The following is a 19,943-nucleotide window of genomic DNA, read 5'->3' as shown; positions in this document are numbered from 1 at the left end:
GCATCACACCGAACTGTTCCGGAGACAAATTTCATGGACGCCACCACCACCCCCAAGGCGCAGGTCGCCACCGTCAAGCTCTTGATCGGCGGCCAGTTCGTCGAGTCGAAGACCAGCGAATGGCGCGACATCGTCAACCCGGCCACGCAGGAAGTGCTGGCCCGTGTGCCCTTTGCCACCGAGGACGAGGTGAACGCCGCCGTCGCCAGCGCCAAGGAGGCCTTCAAGACCTGGCGCAAGACGCCCATCGGCGCGCGCTCGCGCGTGTTCCTCAAGTACCAGCAGCTCATCCGCGAAAACATGAGTGAGCTGGCCGCGATCCTCACCGCAGAACAGGGCAAGACCTTGCCTGACGCCGAAGGCGACGTGTTCCGCGGCCTGGAAGTGGTGGAGCACGCCGCCGGCATCGGCAACCTGCAACTGGGCGAGCTGGCCAACAACGTGGCCAACGGCGTCGACACCTATTCCGTGCTGCAGCCGCTGGGCGTGTGCGCGGGCATCACGCCGTTCAACTTCCCGGCCATGATTCCGCTGTGGATGTTCCCGATGGCGATCGCCTGCGGCAACACCTTCGTGCTCAAGCCTTCCGAGCAGGACCCGATGGTGACCATGCGCCTTTGCGAGCTCGCGCTCGAAGCCGGCATTCCGCCGGGCGTGCTCAACGTCGTGCACGGCGGCGAGTCGGTGGTCAACGCGATCTGCGATCACCAGGACATCAAGGCGATCAGTTTCGTGGGTTCGACCAAGGTCGGCACGCTGGTCTACAACCGCGCGTCGCTGGCCGGCAAGCGGGTGCAATGCATGATGGGCGCCAAGAACCACGCCATCGTGATGCCCGACGCCAACAAGGAGCAGACGCTCAATGCATTGGCCGGTGCGGCCTTCGGCGCGGCGGGGCAGCGCTGCATGGCGGTGTCGGTGGCGGTGCTGGTGGGTGAGGCGCGCAACTGGGTGCCCGACCTGGTGGCCAAGGCCAAGACGCTGAAGGTGGGCGCGGGCGTGGACAAGGGCGTGGACGTGGGGCCGCTGGTTTCTTGCGCGGCCCACGATCGGGTTTCGGGCTTCATCGATCGCGGCGTGAGCGAAGGTGCGACCCTGGCCCTCGATGGCCGCAAGCCGACCGTGCCGGGCTACGAGAAGGGCAACTTTGTCGGACCGACCATCTTCGCCGACGTGAAGCCGGGCATGTCGATCTACGAGCAGGAGATCTTCGGGCCGGTGCTGTGCCTGGTGGGCGCCGAGCACATCGACGAAGCGATCGAACTCATCAACGCCAACCCCAACGGCAACGGCACGGCGATCTTCACGCAGTCGGGCGCGGCGGCGCGCAAGTTCCAGGAAGACATCGACGTGGGCCAGGTGGGGATCAACGTGCCGATCCCGGTGCCGGTGCCCATGTTCTCGTTCACCGGTTCGCGGGCCTCCAAGCTGGGCGACCTGGGCCCCTACGGCAAGCAGGTGGTGCTGTTCTACACGCAGACCAAGACGGTCACGCAGCGCTGGTTCGACGATTCGACCGTGTCGCACGGGGTGAACACGACGATCAGCCTGAAGTAAGGCTCGTTGCGGGAGCTGCGTTGTGCGGGAAAGCCCAGGCCTGCTTCCGCTGTACGCGCCTCGGTCGCTCGGCGGCCGGATGCGACACTCGCTTGACGCGTGGCAGGGGATTGCCGTGGTGGGTGATTTCGCGGGTGGCGAGAAGCGCAGGCTTCGGGGGCATGCGTGCAAGAGCATCTTGCGCGCTTCAACCTCTGACTCATGTCTGAACGCAGCGGGCGCAGCTCGCGGAGTGAGTTCCGCGATGCAGCCCCCGAAGCCGAGCACCGCAGCGGCGTCGATGCTTTCGGCATCGACCACCCGCGTATGAGCCCGCCACGGCAATCCCCTGCCACGCACGCGCCACGCACGCGCCACGCACGCGCCACGCACGCGCCACGCTAGAGCCCAAGCCACTCGCCAACCGAAGACAACAAGACATGGACTTTGAACTCACCGAAGACCAACGCGCCTTCGCCGACACCGCCAGGGCCTTCGCACAACAGGAGTTCGCCCCGCATGCCGCGCAGTGGGATGCCGAGGCCATCTTCCCCAAGGATGCCATCGCCAAGGCCGGCGAACTCGGCTTCTGCGGCCTCTATGCCCCCGAGCGCATCGGCGGGCTCGGCTTGCCAAGACTGGATTCCGCGCTGGTGTTCGAGGAGATGGCCGCGGTCGATCCTTCCACCACCGCCTTCATCACCATCCACAACATGGCCACCTGGATGCTCGGCACCTGGGCGACCGACGCGGTGGCAGAGCGCTGGGGCGAAGACCTCACCAGCGGCCGCAAGCTCGCCTCCTACTGCCTGACCGAGCCCGGCGCGGGCTCCGACGCCGGTTCGCTCAAGACCCGCGCCGAACTGCAAGGCGCCGAATACGTCATCAACGGCGGCAAGGCTTTCATCTCCGGCGCCGGCTCCACCGACGTGCTCGTGCTCATGGCCCGAACCGGTGGGGGCGGCGCGGGCGGCATCTCGGCCTTCGCGGTGCCTGCCGATGCGCCCGGAATCAGCTACGGCAAGAAGGAACACAAGATGGGCTGGAACAGCCAGCCCACCCGCACCATCAGCTTCGACAACGTGCGTGTGCCGGCCGATCACCTGCTGGGCAGCGAAGGCGAAGGCTTCAAGATCGCCATGAAGGGCTTGGACGGGGGGCGCATCAACATCGCGACCTGCTCGGTCGGCGCGGCGCAGGGCGCGCTCGACGCCGCTCGCCGCTATCTGCACGAGCGCCAGCAATTCGGCAAACCGCTCGCCAGCTTCCAGGCCCTGCAGTTCAAGCTGGCCGACATGGCCACCGAGCTCGTGGCCGCGCGCCAAATGGTGCGGCTGGCCGCCAGCAAGCTCGACGCCGGCCATGCCGACGCCAGCACCTATTGCGCCATGGCCAAGCGCTTCGCCACCGATGCGGGCTTTGGTGTGTGCAACGACGCGCTGCAACTGCACGGCGGCTATGGCTACCTGGGCGAGTTCCCGCTCGAACGACTGGTGCGCGACACTCGGGTGCACCAGATCCTGGAAGGCACCAACGAGATCATGCGCGTCATCGTCGCGCGCAAGCTGCTCGAAGGCGATGCCGACATCCGATGACCCAATGCTTTCTCAATGACTGAATCCGTCGTTCTCTTCGAAGAAATCCACACCGCCAGCGGCCACCGCTTCGGCATCGCCACCCTCAATGCGCCGGCCGCGCTCAATGCGCTGTCCGTCGACATGGTTCGCCTTCTGTGGCCCAAGCTCAACGCCTGGGCCAACGACACCGGCATTGCCGGCGTGATGCTGCAGGCCGCGGGCGAAAAAGCCTTCTGCGCGGGCGGCGACCTGCGCCAGCTCTACACCACGCTGCGCGAATGCGGCGCCGAGCGCAACACCTACGCCGAAGACTTCTTCCGCGAGGAATACGAGCTCGACTACCTCATCCACACCTATCCCAAGCCGCTCCTGTGCTGGGGCCACGGCATCGTCATGGGCGGGGGCGTGGGGCTGATGGCCGGCTGCTCGCACCGGGTGGTGACCGAAGGCAGCCGCGTGGCCATGCCCGAGATCAACATCGGCCTGTACCCCGACGTGGGCGGCAGTTGGTTCCTGCGCCGCATGCCTGGCCGTACGGGCCTCTTCCTGGCGCTGACGGCGGCGCAGATCAACGCGGCCGACGCGCTGTTCGTCGGCCTGGCCGATCACCTGGTGCCGCAGGCAGCCAAGGGCGACGTGTTCGCTGCCATTGCCCAGACAAGCTGGAAGGGTGAATCGGCGCCCGACCGAGCCGAACTCTCGCGCCTGCTGGCGCGTGCGGGCGAGGGCGCGACGCAGCCGGCTTCCAGGCTGCGCGAGCACTACGACACCATCCAGTCCCTCATGGCCGGCGAAGACCTGCTCGACATCGCGCACAGGCTGCGCGATTTCAAGAGTGAAGACGCATGGCTGCAGAACGCGGCGCAGGCCTTTTCGAAGGGCGCTCCTTCGTCGGCCGCCGTCACCTTCGCGCTCTGGCAGCGCGTGCTGCACATGTCGCTGGCCGAAGTGTTCCGGCTCGAGTACTGGGCGTCGCTTGGCTTTTGCGCGCACCACGATTTCGCCGAAGGCATCCGCGCGGTGCTGATCGACAAGGACCGCAATCCGCAATGGAAGCCCGCACGGCTGGAAGACATCACGCCGGAGTTCGTGCGGGACCACCTTCGCGTGCGCGGCGAGATGCCGGACGAACTGGCCGTGCTGCCCTGAGCGGCGCCTTCACTTCAAGACAAAGACTTCAACGGAGACAAAGACATGAGCAAGATCGCCTTCATCGGCCTGGGCAACATGGGTGGCCCGATGGCGCTGAACCTGCACAAGGCCGGCCACCACGTTGCCGCCTTCGACCTGTCGGCTTCCGCCTGCGAAAAGCTGGCGGCCGACGGTGTGGCCATCGCGGCGTCGGCTCAGGCGGCGGTGGCCGATGCCGAGATCGTGGTGAGCATGCTGCCGGCCAGCGCGCACGTGGAAGCGCTGTTCCTGGGCGGCGAAGGCAAGGCCGGACTGCTGGAGCACATTCGCGCCGGCGCGCTCCTGATCGACAGCAGCACCATCGCCGCGGCCACGTCGCGCAAGGTGGCGCAAGCAGCGGCGGCACGCGGCATCGCGATGATCGATGCGCCGGTTTCGGGTGGCACCGGCGGTGCCATCGCCGGCACGCTGACCTTCATGGTGGGCGGCGCCCCGGCCGATCTGGAGCGCGCCCGGCCCGTGCTGGAAAAGATGGGCGCCAACATCTTTCATGCCGGCGAAGCCGGGGCCGGGCAGACCGCCAAGATCTGCAACAACATGCTGCTGGGCATCCTCATGATCGGCACCAGCGAGGCGCTGGCATTGGGCGTGGCCAACGGGCTCGATCCCAAGGTGCTGTCGGAGATCATGCGCCGCAGCTCGGGCGGCAACTGGGCGCTGGAAAAATACAACCCCATGCCCGGCGTGATGGAGACTGCGCCCGCATCGAAGAACTACGCCGGCGGCTTCGGCACCGACCTCATGCTCAAGGACCTGGGCCTCGCGCAGGAAAACGCCATGGCCGTGAAGGCCGCGACGCCGCTCGGCGGGCTGGCGCGCAACCTGTATGCGGCGCACAGCCTTGCGGGACATGGCGCGCTGGATTTCTCGAGCGTGCTGAAGTCGCTGCAAAAGCCTGCGTAAGGTCAACAGTCAGGTCCCGGCTGCGGGCGTATCCTGCGGCCATCTCGAAGGAGAACTTCCATGAACGAGGACCCGAAGACCTTCCACCCGCTCGACCCGGGGCGAATCAATGGCATGGACCCGATCGAGTTGAAATACTGGTGCGCGCAACTGGGCTGCACGGACTCGCAGTTGCACCAGGCGCTCGCCGAGGTGGGCGACCATGTGACGGCGGTGCGGGAGTGGCTTGCCGAATCCCGCTCCTGACCAGGCAGACGCCAGCCGGTACGCCGTCGCCGGCTTCAGCGCAGATGAATTCCTTCGCTGTGCACCACCGCCTTCAGGCGGCGAATCTCGCGCTGCAGGTCGATGATGAGCGCCGCCGCATCGACGCCGACGCCGAAGTCGCGCTGCAGGCGGCGCGCCTCCAGGGCGCATTGCAAGGCGCTGCTGGCAAAGCGCCATTGCGCGGGCGATGAAGCGTCGCTTTCGGCCTGCAGCAGTCCGATCTCGACCAATTCGACCACCCATTCGACCTCGGCGCCGCATGCATGCGCCAGTTCTTCGGCGACCAGGACGCCCCGGTCATCGACGACGGTGGCGGTAAAGCTGTGCTTGATGGTGACCATGGCTTGCTCTCGCGTTTATCAGACGCCCAGATGGCTGCGCGGATCGAAGCGTGCGCTGGCGCTGGCCAACGCCTCGTAGGCCTGGCGCACCGCGTCGCTGTCGGCAGGCGGCAGGACGATGTCGATCAGCAGGTAGAGATCGCCCGGCGTCTTGCCGGCCAGCCCGCGACCCTTGAGTCGCAGCTTGAGGCCGTTGCGGGCGTTCTTCGGCACCGAGACCTCGACGACACCGCCGGCGGGCGTGGGCACCTTGGCCTGGGCGCCGAGCGCCGCTTCGCTGGGCGTCACCGGCAGCGTCATGTACAGGTCTCGGCCTTCCACGCGGTACAGCTTGTGCGGCGCGATGCGCACTTCGAGGTACAGGTCGCCGGCCGGCTCGCCGCCGTGGCCGGGCATGCCCTGTCCGGCCAGCCGGATGTACTGGCCCGGCCCGACGCCGGGAGGAATCTTGACCTGCAGCGTGCGCGGCACGAACTGCGGCTGGCCCTGCGCGTCAAGCTCCATGGCGCGCAGCGTGATCTCGCGCTCTGCGCCCTTGAGGGCGTCTTCCAGCGAGATCTCGATGGCCGCATGGTGGTCCTCGCCGCGCGCGCGGAAGTTCTGGCGGGCTGCGCCGCGACGCTGGGCCTGGCCGAACAGCGAGGAGAAGAACTCGCTGAACTCGGCATCGTCGGCCGGGCCGCCCCTGCCGGATCGCTGATGGAACTCGAAGCCTTCGTCCCAGCCTGGCGGCGGCTGGAAGCCACCGGCTTGCGCGCCGGCACCGTAGCCCTGCGCAACGCGGTCGGCCAGCGCGTCGTAGGCCGAGCGCTTTTCCTTGTCGCGCAGCACGTCATAGGCTTCGTTCACCTCGCGCATGCGCACCTCGGCATCCGGCTCCTTGCTGACGTCCGGGTGGTATTTGCGCGCAAGTTTTCGGTAAGCCTTGCGAACCTCGTCCTCTGAGGCGCTGCGTTCGACGCCCAAGGCCTGGTAGTAGTCCTTGAAGTCCATTGTGGGTGTGTCCGGTGTGATCGGTCAGGCGATGGCCGCGCCGTCCGCGGCCTGATACGAAGGAGGCGACAAGGCCTCGATCTCCCAGGTGGGGCCGCAGCGTGTGAATCGCAAGGGCCGTGCATTGGCCAGCAGGTCCATGCCGACCGGCACGCCCAGCATGGCGGCCAGTGCGAACAGCGAACCGCCATGGGCCACCACCAGCACCGGGCCGGGCAGCCCGAGCGCATCGGCCAGCGCGATGTTCTTGCGCTGCATGAAGTCGGCGAGCGTCTCGCCGTCCTGCGGCATGCAGGCCCAGTCGATCTGCGCCGACGAGGTGCCGATGAGTGCGCCGAAATTGCGCTCGCGCAGCGCCTCGCTCGCAACGGGCGTCAGGCCGTGCGGCGCCGCGACGATGTCCGCCGTCTGTCGCGCGCGGACCGCATCGCTGCACAGGATCGCGGCAATGGTTTCACGGGCGAGTGCTTCGGCGGCCGAGCGCGCCTGGGCCAGTCCGGTGTCGTTGAGCGGCTCTTCGGGCGCCTGGAAGATGCGCGCCAGATTGCGGGCCGTCTGCCCGTGGCGCAGAAAGTAGAAGCGCTCGCACTGGGGCGCCAGAGGCAGGCCGGCGCCCAGCGCCAGAAGCTGATCGAGTCCGTTGGCCATGATGCTCAGAGCTTGGGGATGCGCAAGGTCTTGCTGATCATCAGCGTTCCCGAAAGCGCGAACATCAGCACAAGCGGATGCAGCACCCACGGGCCGATCTGCATGGCGCCCAGCCAGACGGCATCGCCGATGCGCTGCTGCCATGCCGCCAGCGCCAGCACACCCACCAGCACCACGCTCGTCGGGATGGGCGTGCCCTCGAAGTACTTGACCTTGTCGCTGCCACCGGAGAGCGACTCCGCCGTCACGTTGTAGCGCGCCAGGCGGCTCACGCCGCAGCAGACGAAATAGATGAGCACCACGGCGTCCCAGCCACCGTCCAGGCCGGCTGCGTAGGCGAGCGCGGCGGGCATCACGCCGAAGGAGATCACGTCCGCCAGCGAATCGAGCTCACGCCCGAGCGCCGAGTGCGTCTGGCGCCAGCGGGCGATGCGGCCATCGAACACGTCGAACACGAAAGCGGCCGGCGCGAGGGCAGCGGCCCAAAGGAAAAGATCGACCGAGCGATTCGCAAGCGAAGCCAGGGCCAGCAGCACGCCGCCCACGCCGCATGCGGCATTGCCCAGCGTGAAAAGGTCCGCCAGGTGAAACCCGCGGATCATCGAGAAATGCTTGCGCGGGGCTTTGGAGGAATCGGGTGCGTTCATGCCAGGTCCTTTCTGGGCGCGGCGCGCTCGCGTTCCGCTTGCGCCACGATCTGTGCGAAGCGCGGAAGCAAGCCGGCCGCATGCGGCGTCGGGCCCACGCGCACGTGGGTCGCCTCGGAGGCTTCCTGCGAGTCGTTGCGAGTGGCCGCGATGCGGTCGACGTAGCCGCGCATGGCAGCCTCGTCGAACTCGGGATGGAATTGCAGGCCCCATGCATTCGGGCCGATTCGAAACGCATGGTGCGGCTCGAACGCATTGCTGGCCAGCGTCACCGCTTCCGGAGGAAGCCGCAGCGCGCTTTGCCGATGCACGACGTGGGCATCGAAACGCGAAGGCAGTTCGGCAAAGAGCGGATCGTGCGCCGCTTGCGCATGCGTCTCGACTTCGACGGTGCCAAGCTCCATGCCGACCGGATGATTGCCTGCCTCGCCGCCAAGTGCGTCGGCCAGCAATTGATGGCCGTAGCAGATGCCCAGCACCGGGACCTTGGCCCTGACCAGTTCCGCCACCCATTGGCCGGTGCGCTCGCTCCAGGGCTCGCGGTCTGTGACCATGCTGTGCGACCCGGTCAGAACGACGCCTGCAACGTGATCGGGCGAAGGCCAGTCCGAAGTTGTCCGGGGGTCGAGCACCTGGATTGGCACGCCAGCCGATTTGTCCGTGGACGCATTCGGCTGGCCGGCCAAGCCAGACTGCAGGCCTGCTTTGAACCAGTCCTCGAAATCGCCGCGCTCTTCGCGCAGCTCATCGAAGGTGGCGCCTGCCTTGACGATCAGGAAAGTACGGGCGCTGACTGCGCCCGCCGTGGAATCAGGGGGGATTTGAGTTGCCGATGCTTGGACCATGGCCCAATCATGCACCGGCCACACCCCACTGCGTCAGCGAAGTCCGAAGAAGGACAAGATGGCGACGATGACGACGACCAAGCCGACGACGTAGATGATGGTGTTCACTGCGAAGCTCCTGTGCGTTGTTTTGTGTGCTGCCAGTTTGGCTGTAGGGGCTTGTTCGCGCCGTCGGAGTGGGCTGCGGCTGCGTGTAGGACACGAGAAACTGGCGCGCCGCCCAAAGCCGCCTGCCAGGGCGGGCGGACGTGTCGCCGCGCCTCAGGGCCGAGCGCTCGCCGCGTCCAGCGATCGAAGCGCGCGCTCCAGGTCGCGGGCGACGGCGTCGACCGCTTCGGATCGCTCGCCCGAGGTGCCGGACAGCCTGTCTCGCAGCGAAGGCGTCTGCGCCCATTCCTCATGCGCGCGCGCGGGGCGGGTGGCGCGCACCGCGTCGCTGAGGGCGTCCGACGCAGGGTCGTCGCCGGCATGGGCCGCATCGGGCTGTACGGGCGGCGCGACGGCGCCGTGCCCGCGCTGTTCCAGCGCCTGCACCAGCCGCAGCTGCTGGTCGGCCATGACGAAAAGCGCCGCGTCTTCGACCGACAGCTCCCGGGTGCCGCGCAGCCGGCCCATCAATCGCCGGCCGAATGGCCCCCAGCCTTGCGACAGCGCACCGCCCAGGGCGCCGCCAAGCGCCGCACCGGCGCCCAGCGACGCGCCACCCACGGCCAGATCGGCCACCACGCCCAGCGCAGCACCGACTGCAGCGCCACCGCCAAGCTGCAGGCCGGCGCGCTTGAGCAGTTCAGGGTTGAACAGGTCGGGCGAGGAGCGGCCCTCCAGCGCTGGCAGCGGCGCCTCGGCCGCATCTCCCGGACGAAAACCGTAGAGCGAGAGCAGGCCGTCGACGCCGCGTTGCGCGCGAGCACGGGCTTGTCGGCGCAGTTGCTCGATGGCCTGTTCGCGGCGCGCAGTGTCGTCCCAATCGGCACCTTCCACTTCGTCGCGTAGCGCCGCGCAATCGATCAGCTGCGCGGCGATCACGCGGCAGGCTTCGGCGCGTCGCTCCTGTGCTTCGCGCTCCAGGTGTCGGACGACGGCGCGCAGTTCGTCGCGGCGAGCGGGCAGCAGGGTGCCCAGGTCGGTGTAGAGCTCGTGCTCGGCGCCGGTGAAGGGCGCTGCGGCATCGAAGCGCACCACCGCATGCAGTCCGGATTCGGCCAGCATGGCCCGCCATGATTCTTCGCGCGTGTTCGGGTCGCGAACGAAATTGAGCACGGGCATCAAGGGGCGGCCGCAGGCGGAAAGCAACTCGATCTCGTCGCGGTACTTGGGCAGCAGTGGCTCGCGCGTGTCGATGACGACGAAGGCGGCGTCGGACTGTTCGAGCAGCGCGCGCAGCACCTTGGCTTCCTGCTCGAAGCTTCCGCGTGCTTCCGGACCGGCAAGAAAATGGCGGACACGATCGAGCCGGGTGTCGCCGGACAGCGTGCTCACATGCGCCAGCAGGGCGACGGCATCTTCCAGGCCTGGCGTGTCCAGGAAGCGGACGGCGGCGCGCCCCTCGACGCGCAGGTCGATCGCCTCGACGTAGCGCGTCGTGCCGGGGCGGTCGGACACCTCGCCGAAGTCGACCCGGCGCGTCAGCGTGCGCAGCAGCGAGGTCTTGCCCACATTGGTGTGGCCGACCACGGCGATGCGCAGCGCGCCATCCGTGTTGGGCTTGCTCATGGCGCGGTGTCGACCGTGTTGGCCGCCTGCAGGGCCGAAGCATCGGTGAAGCTGACCAGGTCGCCGAAGCCGGCCGCGCGCATCCAGTCCAGCCACCGCTGGGCGTTTCCGGGCCGGTCTTCTGGCGCCAGCAGCCAAAGGCGGCATTCGCCGGCCAGGGGCAGCAGATCGTTCAGCAGTCGCTCGGTGCCGCGATCCGGGCTCGCGGCGGCGTTGAGCGCCAGCACCAGCAGTCGCGGGCGGCGCTGCGCCACCGTGTCGAGCAGGCGCTGGCGCTGCGCCTGGCTGCCGTCGATCGGAGGCAGCGCCTCGATGCCGGTCGGCAGCGGCGCGGGCGGCCAGGGCTGCTCGGGGGCGAGCTCGAAACCAACAAGCAGGGCGGCGTCGCTCAAGGGGGCGTCAGCCCGCGAATGACGGGCATGGGCGGGCGGGGCGATCGTGTCAGGATCGATCACCGTGGCCGGCACCAGCGCCTCCAGGCGCGCGGCGAGGCGGTGGTAGTAGGGCAGCGAGGCATCCGGGCGCAGCCGGGGGGCGCGCACCAGCCAGACGCCGCCGCACAGCAGCGCGAGCACGATGCGCGGCAGCAGGCCGTAAACAAGCACGCAACCCAACAGCCACTGCGCCAGCGCCCGGTCGGACGGCGCATCGACGTCGGGCGCGGCAAATCCCAGCCAGCCCGGCACGACCGACAGCGCCTGCACGGCGCGACCGAAGTCGGCGGGGTCGAGCAGGGTTGTCTCGAAGCCCAGCGTGTAAGCGCGAAAGGACAGGGCGAACACCAGCGCCCCCAGCGCGGCGAACAGGGCGACGGCCCAGACGATATGGCTGGCCAGGCCCGCCAGCCAGGGCAGCAGGCGGGCCCGCTGCAGGAGAGAAAGAGCGCCTTGCGCCACCGCCGCCGCCTCGGCGCCGCGACCGAGCGCCAGCCGGGCGGTGATCGAGAGCCAGGCCCGGCCCAGCACGCTGCCGCCACCGTGCGTCCCCGGCCAGAGCAGCGCCACCAGCCAGACCGCCAGGCTCAACAGGTGCGCGCCGAGCAGCGCGACCAGCGCCGCCAGTACATTGATGCGGCGCTGCTGTGCATCCACCACCGTGCCGGCCAGTCCGAGGCCGGCCAGCGTCACCAGCAGCGCCAGGCCCAGCAAGACCCAGGGCGCCATCCGCCGAGCCCGGGCCAGGCCTTCCGGCAGGCCCCGTCGCTCGGCCAGCAAGGCCGCGCGATGGGCGATGCGGTCTTCATCGCTGGCGGCGGCGCGAGCGGCCGCGCGCGAGGCCTGAGCATCCTCCAGCGGCCCGCCCGCCTCCAGGGCGCGGATGGCTTCGGTGAGCAGCGGCGAGGAGGCGGCCAAGGCGTCGGTGCGGCGGCGCGGTCGCGCCTCAGACCTTGCGGTCGTCCTTGAGCTGCGGCAGCTCGGTGCCCGTCGACGGCAGCAGCAGCCCGGTCTTGACGTACGTCATGAGCTTTTCGCGCGTATCGACGATGTCCAGGTTGCGCATGGTCAGCTGGCCGATGCGGTCGGCTGGCGAGAAGGGCGCGTCTTCCACCTTTTCCATCGACAGGCGCTCGGGCTTGTAGGTGAGGTTGGGCGATTCGGTATTGAGGATGGAGTAGTCGTTGCCGCGGCGCAGTTCCAGCGTCACTTCGCCGGTGATGGCCCGAGCCACCCAGCGCTGCGCCGTCTCGCGCAGCATGATGGCCTGCGGATCGAACCAGCGGCCCTGGTAGAGCAGGCGGCCCAGGCGCAGGCCGTTGATGCGGTACTGCTCGATCGTGTCCTCGTTGTGGATGCCGGTCACCAGGCGCTCGTAGGCGATGTGCAGCAGCGCCATGCCGGGTGCCTCGTAGATGCCGCGGCTCTTGGCCTCGATGATGCGGTTCTCGATCTGGTCGCTCATGCCCAGGCCGTGGCGCCCGCCGATGCGGTTGGCTTCCATCATCAGGTCGACCGCGCTGTCGAAGGTCTTGCCGTTGAGCGCGACCGGCTGGCCTTCCTCGAAGCGCACCGTCACCTCTTCGGCCTTGACGGCCACGTCGTCCTTCCAGAAGGCCACGCCCATGATCGGGTTGACGATGCGGATGCCGGAGTTGAGGAACTCGAGGTCCTTCGCCTCGTGCGTGGCGCCCAGCATGTTCGAGTCGGTGCTGTAGGCCTTCTCGACGCTCATCTTGTAGTCGAAGCCGTTGGCGATGAGGAATTCGCTCATCTCCTTGCGGCCGCCCAGTTCGTCGATGAACTTCTGGTCGAGCCAGGGCTTGTAGATCTTGAGCGAAGGGTTGGTCAGCAGCCCGTAGCGGTAGAAGCGCTCGATGTCGTTGCCCTTGAAGGTGCTGCCGTCGCCCCAGATGTTGACGTCGTCTTCCTTCATGGCCGCCACCAGCATGGTGCCGGTCACGGCACGGCCCAGCGGCGTGGTGTTGAAGTAGGTGATGCCCCCGGTAGAGACGTGGAAGGCGCTGGCCTGGATGGCCGCGATGCCTTCGGCCACCAGCTGGGTGCGGCAGTCCACGAGCCGGGCCTTGACGGCGCCGTAGGCCATCGCCTTGCGAGGAATCTCGTCGTAGTCGGGCTCGTCGGGCTGGCCCAGGTTGGCGGTGTAGGCGTAGGGGTCGGCGCCCTTTTTCTTCATCCACAGCAGCGCGGCGCTGGTGTCCAGGCCGCCGGAGAAGGCGATGCCGACCTTCTGGCCGGTGGGGAGGTTCTGCAGGATGGTGCTCATGATTTGCGTACGGGTTCGGTTCTGTCCGGCGGACGGGTCGGCACGGAACCCGGAATTGGACCACAACCACCGGCCGTGGCCCAATCGCCGAGTCGTGGCGCGCCCTCAGTCCGCGCCCTCAGTCGCCCGATTCGATCAGCGGGCGGCCGTTTCGAGGCTGCAGCTTGCGATTGTTGTCGGCATAGCGCTCGCGAAAGACGGCCAGTTGCGCGGCGCTCGCCGACACGGGCTGCTTGAGCACGTACCACTCGACGTTTTGCGTCAGCGGCGGCGTGGTGAGCGAGCCCAGGTAGTGAAAGTAGGCGAGGTTCTCGGGCAGGAGCTCGCGCACGTCGAGTTCCTGCTCCTTGCCGGTCTTACCCGACTCGGGCAGGCCGTCGAGGATGGACTGCACGGCCGGGTTGCTGTCGCCCTGGCTGAACAGGACGCCCACGACCGCCAGCGCGCCGTTCTGGGCCTTGAAGACCAGATGCGCCTCCATCGGTTGGTGCACGCCGTCGATCGCGTGTTCGCTAAAAAGGTGGAAGTGCAACTGCACCAGCCGGAAATAGCGCCCGCGAAAGTGCGCCTCGATCGTGTCGGCGCCGGTGTCGAATCGCACCGAGTGCCCCTGGTCCTGCAGACGGCCGAGCACACGGCGTGTGTTGCGGAAATCGAGCCCGTGCGGTTCGTTCGGCCCGGCAGGCTGTGCCTGCTTCGTGACGATGTCGATGGGTGACTGGGCCCGGTCGAGCTCACCAACCCATTGATGCTGGCGCGAATAGTCGATCGGCTTGTTGTCTTCGGCCCGGACGCTCGGTCCGCAAAGAAGGATGGCGACGGCGCAGCACGCGCTCGATAAGCGTTTCATGGTTCTCCCTGTCTCGTATTTTTTAGCGCCACGTAGCGCGCAAAAACTATATCGAGATCACGCCCACGTGCTGCACGGGCCATCGAGTGGTGCGCCGAATCGACAGACGCCCCGATGTAGTAACTTTTGCATCACAAACGTCAATTCTCGTGACAGAATTCCCGCCGCCGGCGGCTCGTCGCTGCAAGGCTCCACAGCGTTGTGGAGAAACGGAATAAGAACACGGGAAAGGTGAGCAGCGTGGGCAAGCGTCGTTTTCAATCCTGGTGCTGCTGCACGAACAGGTGGCGTGCAGATGCGCCTGTCGCCATCCGATTGCCGGGTGGCCGCGCATGACGGCCAACCATCGTCCCATGCGCGTGGCCATCGTCGGCGGCGGCGTCGCCGGCATGACGGCCGCATGGCAGCTCACCCGCCACATCGATGAATGCCGCGAGGCCGCAAAAGACGGCAAGGCAGGCGAGGCCGAGCAGTTCGTGCCGCCGCTCGAAGTGACGGTGTACGAGCGCAGCTTCCGCCTGGGTGGCAAGGGCGGCTCGGGCCGGGACGCGGCAGGCCGCATCCGCGAGCACGGGCTGCACATCTGGCTGGGCTTCTACGAGAACGCCTTCAAGATGATGCGCGACTGCTACGGCATGGTGACGCCCGAGCACGGCCCGCTGCCGCATCGCACCTTCGACGACGCGTATTTTCCCGAGCCGCACATCGGCGTGGCGACGCGCATGCATGGCGCGTGGGAAGTCTGGTCGGGCTTCCTGCCTCCCATGAAGGGCATGCCCGGCGATCCGCTCGACGACGAGACCAACCCATTCACCCTGTCCGGCTATCTGGCGCGCTGCGTGGCACTGAGCAAGGCGCTCATCCTCAGCCTGATCGCGCCGGCTTCAGGCAAGCCGGGCAAGGCCAGCCGCTCCGCGCTGGACGAGGCGCTGGAGCTGAACCTTTCCTTCGACGCCATGCGATCGCCCGGCGTGATGCTCGACAGCATGACGCAACTGCTGCGCGTGGGCACCCTGACCACCGCGGCCGGCGTGCTTCAGGCCCTGACGATCGTCGAGAACTGGCTGCGCGAGCACAATCCGGCGCCGCAGTTCACCACGTCGGTGCTGGCCTTCATCGAAGCGCTGGTGGCCCAGGTGCGCCGCCAGTTGGAAGACGTGGTCAGCGTCGATCCGCAGGTGCGCCAGAAGACGCAGGTGATCGACCTGATCATGACCATCATGGTCGGCCTGTACCGCGACCGGGTGCTGTTCGACCCTAAAGGTCTGGACGCGATCAACGAGATCGATTGCATGGACTGGCTGCGCAAGCACGGGGCCATGCGCGAATCGGTGGATTCACCTTTTGTGCTCGGGCTGTACGACCTGGCCTTCTGCTTCCGCGAAGGTGACCGCAGCAAGCCGGCGCTGGCGGCCGGGCAGGCACTGCGCGGTGCACTGCGCATGTTCTTCACCTACCGCGGCTCGCTCTTCTGGCGCATGCGCTCGGGCATGGGCGACGCCATGTTCTCGCCGCTGTACAGCGTGCTCAAGCGCCGCGGCGTGCGCTTTCGCCTGGCGCACGAGCTGGAATCGATCGACTTCACGCCGGACCTGGGCAAGCCCGAGGCCCGCGTGCAGCGCCTGACCTTCAAGCTGCCCTGCGCCAAGGCGCAGGTGGCGGCCTACAGCGACGACGCGCTGGACAAGGGCGGCGGCTGGGCCTACGAAAAGCCCGAGGCGTTGGCGGGCCAGTCCGAACGCATCGAGCTTCATGATGGCGAGGACTTCGACATGGTGATCTTCGCCATGGGCATCGACGACTTCCGCGCCCTGTGCCACGTCAGCGACGAAGAAGCGGATAAGCGCCCCGGGCTCTTCAGGTGCCTGCCGCGCTGGGATGCCATGCAAAGGCACGTCAAGACGGTGGGCACGCAGTCCGCGCAGGTCTGGCTCGACCGCAGTGCCACGCAACTGGGCTGGATGCGCGGCCCGGGCCTCGTTTCCGCGCTGGAGCCGCCTTTCGAATCGTGGGGCGACCTGTCGGACACCTTCGAGGCCGAGCAGAATTGGCGCGACGCCAACGGCATCGAGACGGTGCACGAGACGCGCTCCATCGCCTACTTCACCGGCGTGCTCAGCGACAAGGACATCCGCGAGCACGGCGGCAACGAGGAACGCCTGCGCAAGCTGGTGCGCGACAACCTCTATCAAAAGCTCACCCGCGGCATGGCCACGCTGTGGCCCGCCGCCACGGGCGACGTGGCCAAGCCTGAAGAGAGTCCGGTGCTCAAGGCGCTGGTCGGCCTGGACGGCAAGCCGCTGGACGACCTGAAGGAGGCGCTGGAGCAGCAGCACATGCAGGCCAACTTCAAGGGTTCCGAGCGCTACACCCTGGCCATGCCGGGCACCATCGCCTACCGCATCTCGCCGCTCGACCTGTCGGTGGCCAACATGACGATCGCGGGCGACTGGACCGAGTGCAGCTTCAACGAAGGCTGCGTCGAGGCGGCTGTCATGTCCGGCATGCTGGCGTCGCACGCCATCTGCGGATTCCCGGCACTTGCCGACATCGTTGGCTACGACCACCCATGAAACAGGACGAACACGGACGCTGGGTCCGCGCCGAGCCGCAGCAGCTCGGACCGAACCGAAGCTTTGGCGGCTACTACCGCAGCCCGGACCGGATGGTCGACGGCAAGCTGCTTCGCGGTGTGCCCTTGAAGACGGCCGAAGACGCCGTCGTGGCCGCCGTTCAGATGGGCTATCGCGTGGTGGACGAGCAGATCGAACGCGGCATGCGCGCGGCGCAGCGGCTTCGCGGCGCCGCCGAGCGCAGCGGCCACAGCGGCGATCCGGGCAAGATGCTCGATGCCGGCGAGCGGCTGGCCAACAACGCGGCGATGACCGGCCTGCAATGGCTCGAATCGATGTCCGGAGACCCCGGCAGCCTCGTGCAGCGCCTGCTGGCGGCCGAGTACCGGATGCTGGGCGATTTCCTGGGGCTGCAGAAGGACCACGGCCGAAACGCATTCCGGAAGGCACGGCATGCGCACGATGGCGCGGCGTCTTCGGCGGACCACCCCGACGAGCGGCCGGGCACGCGGGCGCAGGCCTCGAGCGGTTTCGAGCCGCAGCGCGTGCCGCGCGTGCGGGTCATGCACGAACCGGGCAGTGCCCGCCGGGCGGTGACGCTGCGCACCTGGGAGGTGGCGCGCGAGGCACTGGACACCGAACTCGAACTGGTCTTCTTCCTGCTCGATGCCAGCACGCCCCACAAGCTGGCACCGGCCCGCGTGTCGCAGGAGGGCGATTCGCCCGTGCTGCGCCTGGCCACGCACGAGGACGACCCCGCAGGGCGCTGGCGCGCGGCCGTCTGCTCGCTGCAGGGCGAGCAACTCGGCCTGATCGAGATCGAGCTCTAGGCGCCACCATGGGCTTCAACGACACCGGCGCATTCGCGGACATCGGCGTCGACGATGCGCTGGTTGCGCAGGTGTGCGCCGAATACGGCGCCAGCACGCGCGAGCGGCTGGCCCGCTACCTGCCGGCTCCGGAGGGCGACGACGGCCTGGCGCGGATGATCGCCGACTATCCGGGCCGCGGCGGCAAGATGCTGCGCCCCAGCCTGTGCATCGCCACGGCGCGGGCCTTCGGCGCCTCGCTGGAAGATGCGCTGCCGTGCGCGGCCGCCATCGAGCTGCTGCACAACGCCATGCTGATCCACGACGACATCGAGGACGACAGCGAAGAGCGCCGCGGCACGCCCACGCTGCACGCGCTGCATGGCCTTCCACTGGCGCTGAACGCGGGCGATGCGCTGGGCCTGCTGAGCGTGCGGCCGCTCAAGGACAACATCCACCGGCTCGGCAGCGACCTGGCGTTTCGCATCTTCGAGGAGACCGAGCGCATGGCCTGGGAGACCACCGAAGGCCAGGCCCTCGAACTGCAATGGCGCCAGCACAACACCCGAGACGTGGACGAGGAGGCCTTCCTCACCATGGTGCTCAAGAAGACCTGCTGGCTGACCACCATCCATCCGCTTCGCATCGGCTACCTGATCGGCACGCGCGGCGCATCGCAGCACCTGGACACGCTGGTGCGGCTGGGCTTCTTCTTCGGCGCGGCCTTCCAGATCCAGGACGACATCCTGAACCTGGAGCCGGGCCAGGACTACGGCAAGGAACGCGCGGGCGACCTGCTGGAAGGCAAGCGAACGCTGATGCTGATCCACGCCATGCGCGAGGCCAGCGAAGCCGAGCGCGAAAGGCTGCACCGCTTTCTGTCCCTGCCGCGCGCCGAGCGCGACACGGGCGAAGTCGAGTGGGTGCTCGGCCTGATGGCGCGCACCGGCGCCATCGAACATGCCCGCCAGGTGGCGCACGGGTTGGCCGGCGCGGCGCTGCACGAGTTCTCGCAGGCCTTCGCTGGATTGCCCGAGGGGCGCGACCTGCGGTTCGTGCGCGCGCTGGTGACGTGGGTCCTGCGCAGGCTGCACTGAACTCGCGCGCACCAAGAACCAAGAACGGAGATCTGTCATGACGAGCAAGCGACGCATCCTGCTGTACGGCGCGACCGGCTATTCCGGCCGCCTGATTGCGCAGGAAGCCGCGCGCCAGATGCGCCATGGCGCATCGTCGATGGAAGTCGTGCTGGCCGCGCGCGATCGCCTTCGCCTGCGAGCCCTCGCCGAACGGCTGGGTCTGGAGTGGCGTGCCTTCGGCCTGGACGAGGAGCGCGAGGTCGCCGATGCGCTGCGCGGGTTCGACGTGGTGATCAACGCCGCCGGCCCCTTCAGCGCCACGGGCGAGCGCCTGGCCAAGTCGGCCATCAGCGTGCACTGCCACTACGTGGACATCGGCGGTGAGGTCGATGTCTACAAGCGCATGGACGACCTGGGCTATGTGGCGAACAGCCGGGACGTCACGATCGTCTGCGGCGCCGGCCACACTTCGGCCCTGTCGGACCTGATGCTCGACGCCGCATTGGAAAAGCTGGACAAGCGGGCAAAGGTGCCGCAAGGCATTGGCGCCGTGCGCATCGCCGTGGACCGCATGAAGTACCTCTCGCGCGGCAGCGCCAGGACCATGCTGCGCATGGTTCGCGAACAGGTCACGGTGGCGCGCGCGAATGCCGAAAAGACCAAGCTGCTCATCCAGCATGCGCCCATCGGCAAGATCGAACGCAGCTTCAATTTCGGCGGCAGCGGTGCCCACGAAAAGCAGGCGCCCATGCCGCGCATCGCCACCGCCGCCAACATGATTGACACCCTCAGTGCGCGCAACACGCTGCGCAGGCGAGGGGTGAACGCGGATAGCGTCGAGTCGTACATCGAAATGTCGGGCTCGCTGCGGATGACCTACCAGGTGGCGTCGACGGTGGCGGCGGCCTATCAGCTGCCGATGCTGCGCGAACTCACGCAGTGGCAGGTCGATGCGCTGCCCGAGGGGCCCACCGACGAGGAGCGGCGCGACAACCAGCACCGCGTGGTGCTGCAGATCGAGAACGCGTGGCGCAAGCCGATGATCGATGCGTGCCTCAAGACCGGCGATCCGTACGAACTGACGGCCCGACTCGTGCTGGCCGTGGCGTGCGGCGTGAACGATGCCCCTAGGGGCTGGCAGACGCCGGCCGCGGTGCTGTCGCCCATTCATGCCATGGTGGGCGCCGCGGATGGACCGCTCGCCGGCTGCGAGTGGCTGCGGCCCCTGCAGCCCTTGTAGGCGGGACGAG

Annotated in this window: 18 protein-coding genes; 9 read left to right on the top strand and 9 right to left on the bottom strand. The window is 67.9% G+C overall.

Annotated elements, in window-relative coordinates:
* Nucleotides 1–33 precede the first annotated feature (33 nt).
* From QTH91_RS15875 to QTH91_RS15855, 5 genes are all read left to right on the top strand, one after another.
* Nucleotides 34–1,557, top strand: coding sequence for a CoA-acylating methylmalonate-semialdehyde dehydrogenase (locus tag QTH91_RS15875; protein WP_286661070.1), 1,524 nt, complete (start codon nt 34–36; stop codon nt 1,555–1,557).
* Nucleotides 1,558–1,976: 419 nt separating this feature from the next.
* Nucleotides 1,977–3,131 carry an acyl-CoA dehydrogenase family protein gene (locus tag QTH91_RS15870; RefSeq protein ID WP_286661069.1) on the top strand — a complete coding sequence of 385 codons (1,155 nt, stop codon included), beginning with the start codon at nt 1,977–1,979 and terminating at the stop codon, nt 3,129–3,131.
* Between the two features lie 15 nt (nt 3,132–3,146).
* Nucleotides 3,147–4,262 carry an enoyl-CoA hydratase/isomerase family protein gene (locus tag QTH91_RS15865; protein ID WP_286661068.1) on the top strand — a complete coding sequence of 372 codons (1,116 nt, stop codon included), beginning with the start codon at nt 3,147–3,149 and terminating at the stop codon, nt 4,260–4,262.
* A gap of 45 nt (nt 4,263–4,307) precedes the next feature.
* On the top strand, nt 4,308–5,207 hold the full coding sequence (gene mmsB, locus QTH91_RS15860; RefSeq protein ID WP_286661067.1) for a 3-hydroxyisobutyrate dehydrogenase: 900 nt from the start codon (nt 4,308–4,310) through the stop codon (nt 5,205–5,207).
* A 60-nt stretch (nt 5,208–5,267) separates the two neighbouring features.
* Nucleotides 5,268–5,453, top strand: coding sequence for a DUF3606 domain-containing protein (locus QTH91_RS15855; RefSeq protein WP_286661066.1), 186 nt, complete (start codon nt 5,268–5,270; stop codon nt 5,451–5,453).
* A gap of 35 nt (nt 5,454–5,488) precedes the next feature.
* Here the strand turns inward: QTH91_RS15855 and QTH91_RS15850 are convergent, their stop codons facing one another.
* The 9 genes from QTH91_RS15850 to QTH91_RS15810 form a co-directional block, all read right to left on the bottom strand.
* A complete protein-coding gene (locus QTH91_RS15850; RefSeq protein WP_286661065.1) occupies nt 5,489–5,815 on the bottom strand; it encodes a chaperone modulator CbpM in 327 nt (108 codons plus the stop codon).
* A gap of 18 nt (nt 5,816–5,833) precedes the next feature.
* Nucleotides 5,834–6,808: a DnaJ C-terminal domain-containing protein gene (locus QTH91_RS15845; protein ID WP_286661064.1), complete on the bottom strand. Its 975-nt coding sequence runs from the start codon at nt 6,806–6,808 to the stop codon at nt 5,834–5,836.
* A 24-nt stretch (nt 6,809–6,832) separates the two neighbouring features.
* Nucleotides 6,833–7,456 carry a histidine phosphatase family protein gene (locus QTH91_RS15840; protein WP_286661063.1) on the bottom strand — a complete coding sequence of 208 codons (624 nt, stop codon included), beginning with the start codon at nt 7,454–7,456 and terminating at the stop codon, nt 6,833–6,835.
* Between the two features lie 5 nt (nt 7,457–7,461).
* Nucleotides 7,462–8,103: a CDP-alcohol phosphatidyltransferase family protein gene (locus QTH91_RS15835; RefSeq protein ID WP_286661062.1), complete on the bottom strand. Its 642-nt coding sequence runs from the start codon at nt 8,101–8,103 to the stop codon at nt 7,462–7,464.
* Nucleotides 8,100–8,948, bottom strand: a complete 849-nt coding sequence (locus QTH91_RS15830; RefSeq protein ID WP_286661061.1) for a glutamine amidotransferase — start codon at nt 8,946–8,948, stop codon at nt 8,100–8,102. The genes QTH91_RS15835 and QTH91_RS15830 overlap by 4 nt, the downstream gene beginning before the upstream one ends.
* Before the next feature lie 261 nt (nt 8,949–9,209).
* On the bottom strand, nt 9,210–10,661 hold the full coding sequence (locus tag QTH91_RS15825; protein ID WP_286661060.1) for a GTPase/DUF3482 domain-containing protein: 1,452 nt from the start codon (nt 10,659–10,661) through the stop codon (nt 9,210–9,212).
* Complete coding sequence (locus tag QTH91_RS15820; protein ID WP_286661059.1) at nt 10,658–12,013, bottom strand: DUF2868 domain-containing protein; 1,356 nt, start codon at nt 12,011–12,013, stop codon at nt 10,658–10,660. The genes QTH91_RS15825 and QTH91_RS15820 overlap by 4 nt, the downstream gene beginning before the upstream one ends.
* 28 nt (nt 12,014–12,041) lie before the next feature.
* The gene (gene argG, locus QTH91_RS15815; protein ID WP_286661058.1) at nt 12,042–13,382 is read right to left on the bottom strand and encodes an argininosuccinate synthase; all 1,341 of its coding nucleotides are present in this window, start codon (nt 13,380–13,382) and stop codon (nt 12,042–12,044) included.
* A 118-nt stretch (nt 13,383–13,500) separates the two neighbouring features.
* Nucleotides 13,501–14,232 (bottom strand): carbonic anhydrase, encoded by a 732-nt coding sequence (locus QTH91_RS15810; RefSeq protein ID WP_286661057.1) that lies wholly within the window; start codon nt 14,230–14,232, stop codon nt 13,501–13,503.
* Between the two features lie 332 nt (nt 14,233–14,564).
* On the opposite strand from QTH91_RS15810, the gene QTH91_RS15805 reads away from it, so the two are divergent.
* Genes QTH91_RS15805 through QTH91_RS15790 form a run of 4 tightly spaced genes read left to right on the top strand, consistent with a single transcriptional unit; the run spans nt 14,565 to nt 19,933 of the window.
* Nucleotides 14,565–16,805 carry an FAD-dependent oxidoreductase gene (locus tag QTH91_RS15805; RefSeq protein ID WP_286661056.1) on the top strand — a complete coding sequence of 747 codons (2,241 nt, stop codon included), beginning with the start codon at nt 14,565–14,567 and terminating at the stop codon, nt 16,803–16,805.
* On the top strand, nt 16,802–17,635 hold the full coding sequence (locus tag QTH91_RS15800; protein WP_286661055.1) for a hypothetical protein: 834 nt from the start codon (nt 16,802–16,804) through the stop codon (nt 17,633–17,635). The genes QTH91_RS15805 and QTH91_RS15800 overlap by 4 nt, the downstream gene beginning before the upstream one ends.
* 8 nt (nt 17,636–17,643) lie before the next feature.
* Nucleotides 17,644–18,711 (top strand): polyprenyl synthetase family protein, encoded by a 1,068-nt coding sequence (locus QTH91_RS15795; protein WP_286661054.1) that lies wholly within the window; start codon nt 17,644–17,646, stop codon nt 18,709–18,711.
* Between the two features lie 37 nt (nt 18,712–18,748).
* Nucleotides 18,749–19,933 (top strand): saccharopine dehydrogenase NADP-binding domain-containing protein, encoded by a 1,185-nt coding sequence (locus tag QTH91_RS15790; RefSeq protein WP_286661053.1) that lies wholly within the window; start codon nt 18,749–18,751, stop codon nt 19,931–19,933.
* The last annotated feature ends 10 nt before the right edge of the window (nt 19,934–19,943 follow it).

It is taken from the genome of Variovorax dokdonensis (genome assembly GCF_030316895.1).
Classification (GTDB): domain Bacteria; phylum Pseudomonadota; class Gammaproteobacteria; order Burkholderiales; family Burkholderiaceae_C; genus Variovorax; species Variovorax dokdonensis.
Note: the sequence above shows the minus strand (reverse complement) of the source record. Positions and strands in the feature narration are given on the sequence as shown.